The sequence below is a fragment of the Mesorhizobium sp. M7A.F.Ca.US.014.04.1.1 genome, from assembly GCF_003998745.1.
GTDB classification, from domain to species: Bacteria; Pseudomonadota; Alphaproteobacteria; order Rhizobiales; family Rhizobiaceae; genus Mesorhizobium; species Mesorhizobium ciceri.
Window position 1 is genome coordinate 1 of the sequence record NZ_RZRW01000413.1, and the last position, 5,232, is coordinate 5,232.

Below are 5,232 nucleotides of genomic sequence, written 5' to 3' on the forward strand. Positions count from 1 at the left end.
CGCCTTCAAACGCCTGTCCTGCTCGTCGAGATGTTTGCGCGCGGCTTCGCCCGTCAATGCCTCGATGCGGCGCACGCCGGCGGCGACCGCGCTGTCCGACACGACACGCACCAGGCCGATGTCGCCGGTCGCCCGGACATGGGTGCCACCGCAGAGCTCGACCGAATAGGGCCGGTTCGCCTTGGCGCCGTGCAGGCCGGTGCCCATCGACACGACGCGCACTTCGTCGCCGTACTTTTCGCCAAACAGCGCCATGGCGCCCTCGGCGATGGCATCGTCGACCGACATCAGGCGCGTGGTCACCGGGCCGTTCTGGACGACGATCTCGTTGGCCATGCGCTCGACCTCTTCGAGGTCTTCGGCCGAAATCGGCTTGTTGTGCGAGATGTCAAAGCGCAGGCGCTCGGGCGCGACCAGCGAGCCCTTCTGTGCGACATGGCTGCCCAGCACTTCGCGCAGCGCCTCATGGATCAGATGCGTCGCGGAATGGTTGGCGCGCAGCCTCGAGCGCCTTGCATGATCGACCTTCAGCTCGACAGCCGCGCCCGTCTTGACGGTGCCGCTGGCCACCTTGCCGATATGCACGAACAGCCCGTCGGCCTTCTTCTGCGTATCCGAAACCTCGATCGAGAACCCCTCGCCGGAGATGACGCCGGTGTCGCCCATCTGGCCGCCGGACTCGGCATAGAACGGCGTCTGGTTGACGACGATCGCCACCGCGTCGCCCTTGCCGGCGCCGTCGACAGCCTTGCCGTCCCGGACAAGCGCCTGGATGATGCCTTCCGCAGCTTCAGTCTCATAGCCGAGGAACTCGGTGGCGCCGGCCTTCTCGCGCACCGAGAACCAGATGGTCTCGGTGGCGGCGTCGCCGGACCCGGCCCAATGCTTGCGCGCCTCGGCCTTCTGCTGCTCCATCGCGTTGGTGAAGCCGGCAATATCGACCGAGATGCTGCGCTGGCGCAGTGCGTCCTGCGTCAGGTCGAGCGGGAAGCCATAGGTGTCGTAGAGCTTGAAGGCCGTCTCGCCATCCAGCATGTCGCCGGCATGCAGCGTTTCGGTCGCCTCGGAAAGCAGGCCGAGGCCGCGCACCAGCGTCTTGCGAAACCTGGTCTCCTCGAGCTTCAGCGTCTCGGTGATCAATTGTTCGCCGCGCAGCAGTTCCGGATAGGCCTGGCCCATTTCGCGCACCAGCGCCGGCACCAGCTTCCACATCAGCGGTTCGTTGGCACCGAGCAGCTGCGCATGGCGCATGGCGCGGCGCATGATGCGGCGCAGGACGTAGCCCCTGCCTTCGTTCGAGGGCAGCACGCCATCGGCGACCAGGAAGGAGGACGAGCGCAGATGATCGGCAATGACTCGGTAGGAGGCGACCGTCTCCTTGTCGGGATCATGCCCGATCGCGGACGAGGCCGCGTCGATCAGGTGACGGAACAGATCGGTCTCGAAGACGCTTTCCACCCCTTGCAGGATGGAGGCCATGCGCTCCAGGCCCATGCCGGTGTCGATCGAGGGGCGCGGCAGGTCGATGCGCTCCTCCTTCGTCACCTGTTCATACTGCATGAACACCAGGTTCCAGAATTCCAGGAAACGGTCGCCGTCCTCCTCCGGGCTGCCGGGAGGGCCGCCCCAGATGTGCTCGCCGCGGTCGATGAAGATCTCCGAGCACGGCCCGCAGGGTCCGGTGTCGCCCATCGCCCAGAAATTGTCCGAGGTCGCGATGCGAATGATGCGGTCGTCGGAAAAACCGGCGATCTTCTTCCAGAAGCCGGCCGCCTCGTCATCCGTGTGATAGACGGTGACCAGCAGCTTGTCCTTGCTCAGCCCGAATTCCCTGGTGATCAGGTTCCAGGCAAGCTCGATGGCGCGCTCCTTGAAATAGTCGCCGAAGGAGAAGTTGCCGAGCATCTCGAAGAAGGTCAGATGACGCGCGGTGTAGCCGACATTGTCGAGATCGTTGTGCTTGCCGCCGGCGCGAACGCTCTTCTGGGCGGTCGAGGCGCGCGAATAGGGCCGCTTCTCCAGGCCGGTGAAGACGTTCTTGAACTGTACCATTCCGGCGTTGGTGAACATCAGCGTCGGGTCGTTGCGCGGCACCAGCGGACTCGACGCGACGATCTCGTGACCCTCCTTGCGGAAGTAGTCGAGAAATGTCGACCGGATTTCGTTCACGCCACTCATGAATGCTGCCTTTTCAGAAGGGCCGCCGGCAAACCGGCGGAAATGGGCTCTGCGTTTTAGAAGATTAGGACTTGGCCTTTTAGCCGCCGCGCTTCACCCTGTCCAGAAACACGGAATTGGTCCAATCCACGGCCTTTGCCGGCCGTTCGAACCGGCCTGTTTTCGCCGCCGAAACGCAAAACCGCCGGCACTGGGCCGGCGGTTTCAAAACGCATTAACGCGGAACTCGATTACTTAAGCCCGAGATAATAGAATGCGATTATGGCCGAACTCCGGCCGACCTCGCGAGTTGTCACATCGCGCCGGATTCCTCCTCGAACCCGTCGTCGCCACCTTCGGAGCCGCCATTCTCAAGGAACTTTTCGGCGATCAGCCCGGCATTCTGTCGGAGCGCCAGCTCGATCTCGCGTGCGGTGTCGGGATTGTCGCGCAGGAACAGTTTGGCATTCTCGCGGCCTTGGCCGAGACGCTGCGAATTGTAGGAGAACCAGGCGCCCGACTTCTCGACCACGCCGGCCTTGACGCCGAGATCGACCAGTTCGCCGGTCTTGGACACGCCTTCACCATACATGATGTCGAACTCGACCACCTTGAAGGGCGGCGCCAGCTTGTTCTTGACCACCTTGACGCGGGTCTGGTTGCCGACGACTTCGTCGCGGTCCTTGACCGAGCCGATGCGGCGGATGTCGAGGCGCACCGATGCGTAGAATTTCAGCGCGTTGCCGCCGGTCGTCGTCTCGGGCGAACCGAACATGACGCCGATCTTCATGCGGATCTGGTTGATGAAGATGACCATGGTGTTGGAGCGCGAGATCGAGGCGGTCAGCTTGCGCAGCGCCTGGCTCATCAGGCGGGCCTGCAGGCCGGGCAGCGAATCACCCATCTCGCCTTCGATTTCGGCACGTGGCGTCAGCGCCGCGACCGAATCGACCACCAGCACGTCGATGGCGCCGGAGCGCACCAGCGTGTCGCAGATTTCCAGCGCCTGCTCACCGGTGTCGGGCTGCGAAATCAGCAGGTTTTCGAGATCGACGCCAAGCTTGCGGGCATAGACCGGGTCAAGCGCGTGCTCGGCATCGACGAAAGCGCAGATGCCGCCCTTCTTCTGGGCTTCGGCCACGGTGTGCAGGGCCAGCGTCGTCTTGCCCGAGCTTTCCGGCCCGTAGATCTCGATGATGCGGCCGCGCGGCAGGCCACCGACGCCAAGCGCGATGTCGAGGCCAAGCGAGCCGGTCGGCACCGTTTCGATCTCGACGACCTGCTCGTTGGCGCCGAGCCGCATGATCGAGCCCTTGCCGAAAGCCCGCTCGATCTGCGACAGCGCCGCATCCAGAGCCTTTGATTTGTCCACTGCCTTGTCCTCTACCAGCCGCAAAGAATTCTGAGCCATGATACATCACCCCTTGGTCGTCAATGAAGGCCGGACAATCCGTAATCCCTGCCTATTTGTACCTTTTTTGTTCTCATTTGGCAAGAGGGATCAAATATCTGAAAAACAAGCAATATCCGGATTTGTTCTTTTTTTGTCCAAGGATTCGATCAGGAATGCACCGCACGTTGGGCCAGACGGCTCGGTTGTTTCGACCTGCCGAATCGCCGCCTTGCATGCGAAGCTCGGTCGCACAGCCTAGCGCTTGTGCGGCTGGAATAACAAAGGTCATATCGCCGGCATGCTGAAATCCGCGAAAATACTGGCCGTAGGCGGCGCCCATATCGACCGGCGCGGCCAGGTGTCCGGCGCCTACGTGCCCGCCGCCTCCAATCCGGGCACAATGCGCGAGGATGTCGGCGGCGGCGTCTTCAACGCCTTGCGCAGTGCCGTGCGGCGCGGCGTCTCCGCGTCGCTGATGTCGGTTCGCGGCGGCGATCCCGCTGCCGACACCGTTTCGCGAGCCATTGCCGGGGCAGGCATTACCGACCTGTCGGCGGTCTTCCTCGACCGCACGACGCCGAGCTACACGGCACTGATCGACAGCGAGGGCGAGTTGATCGTCGGCTTTGCCGACATGGCGCTCTACGACCTGGCGTTTCCCAAGCAGATCAGGCGCTCCAAGGTGCGGGAGGTGATCGCCGCCGCCGACGCGATCCTGTGCGACGCCAATCTGCCCTCTTCGGCGCTGGAACGGCTGGTCGCGCTCGCTGCGGGCAAGCCGGTTTTCGCGATTGCCATTTCGCCGGCCAAGGTGGTGCGGTTGCTACCGGTGCTGAAGGAGCTTTCGCTGGTCTTCATGAACCGGCGCGAGGCCATGGCGCTGGCCGGCGTCGCCGCGAATGCCACGGAGCGCGAGGTCGTCGACGGGTTGCGATGCAGCGGCCTCGTCAGCGGCGTGGTGACGGCAGGCGGCGGGCCCATGCTGGGCTTCGATGAAGCCGGCGCCTTCTCTATCCTGCCGCCGCCACCAAGAAAGGTCGCCGACGTCACCGGCGCCGGTGATGCGCTGGCAGGCGCAACGGTCGCTGCCTTGCTGCGCGGACTGCCGTTGCGGGCAGCTCTGCGCGAAGGCATTGCCGGGGCGACGCTTGCCATCGAAAGCGCCGCCGCCGTTCCGGAGTTCACCGCGGCGAGCTTCGCGGAAGCGTTGGCTCTTGTGCCGGATGCCAGGGAAATGGCATGAGACCGGCGAATTCATAGTGCCGCGATGTTGCCGAGCGTCCGACGGACGCGCCGCATTCCGGATAGGAGACCTTGATGACCCCTGAGACCGCCCGCCCCTTCATCGACATCCACGCGCCGGTGGCGCAGGCCCTGGCCGACGGCCGGCCGGTGGTGGTGCTGGAAAGCACCATCATCACCCATGGCATGCCCTACCCCGACAATGGCGCCATGGCGGCCGATGTCGAAAAGATCATCAGCGATGGCGGCGCCGTGCCGGCGACGATCGCCGTGGTTGGCGGCCGCATCAAGATCGGGCTTTCGGACGGCGAGCGCGAATCGCTGGCGATGACGGGCGACGCGATGAAGCTGTCGCGCGCCGATCTCGGTTTTGCCGTGGCGCAAGGGCGCACCGGCGGCACCACGGTCGCCGCCACGATGATCGCGGCGCATATGGTCGG

Annotated in this window: 4 protein-coding genes; 2 read left to right on the forward strand and 2 right to left on the reverse strand. The window is 64.3% G+C overall.

The genetic code is table 11. The features are described from left to right. Together alaS and recA are read right to left on the reverse strand one after the other, a co-directional pair. Positions 1-2,178, reverse strand: a 2,178-nt coding sequence (gene alaS / locus EOA22_RS23665; RefSeq protein ID WP_127390251.1) for an alanine--tRNA ligase, incomplete at its 3' end; no start/stop codon positions are given. A gap of 292 nt (positions 2,179-2,470) precedes the next feature. Beyond that, positions 2,471-3,568, reverse strand: coding sequence for a recombinase RecA (gene recA, locus EOA22_RS23670; protein WP_013532151.1), 1,098 nt, complete (start codon positions 3,566-3,568; stop codon positions 2,471-2,473). A gap of 280 nt (positions 3,569-3,848) precedes the next feature. Here recA and EOA22_RS23675 point away from each other — a divergent pair, with 280 nt between their 5' ends. Further along, positions 3,849-4,793: a carbohydrate kinase family protein gene (locus tag EOA22_RS23675; protein ID WP_063167812.1), complete on the forward strand. Its 945-nt coding sequence runs from the start codon at positions 3,849-3,851 to the stop codon at positions 4,791-4,793. A gap of 74 nt (positions 4,794-4,867) precedes the next feature. Next, positions 4,868-5,232, forward strand: a 365-nt coding sequence (locus tag EOA22_RS23680; protein ID WP_206521323.1) for a pseudouridine-5'-phosphate glycosidase, incomplete at its 3' end; no start/stop codon positions are given.

Bases quoted from the DNA above. Each gene is read 5' to 3' on its own strand.
- recA (WP_013532151.1), bottom strand. From the start codon at position 3,568: ATGGCTCAGAATTCTTTGCGGCTGGTAGAGGACAAGGCAGTGGACAAA.
- EOA22_RS23675 (WP_063167812.1), top strand. From the start codon at position 3,849: ATGCTGAAATCCGCGAAAATACTGGCCGTAGGCGGCGCCCATATCGAC.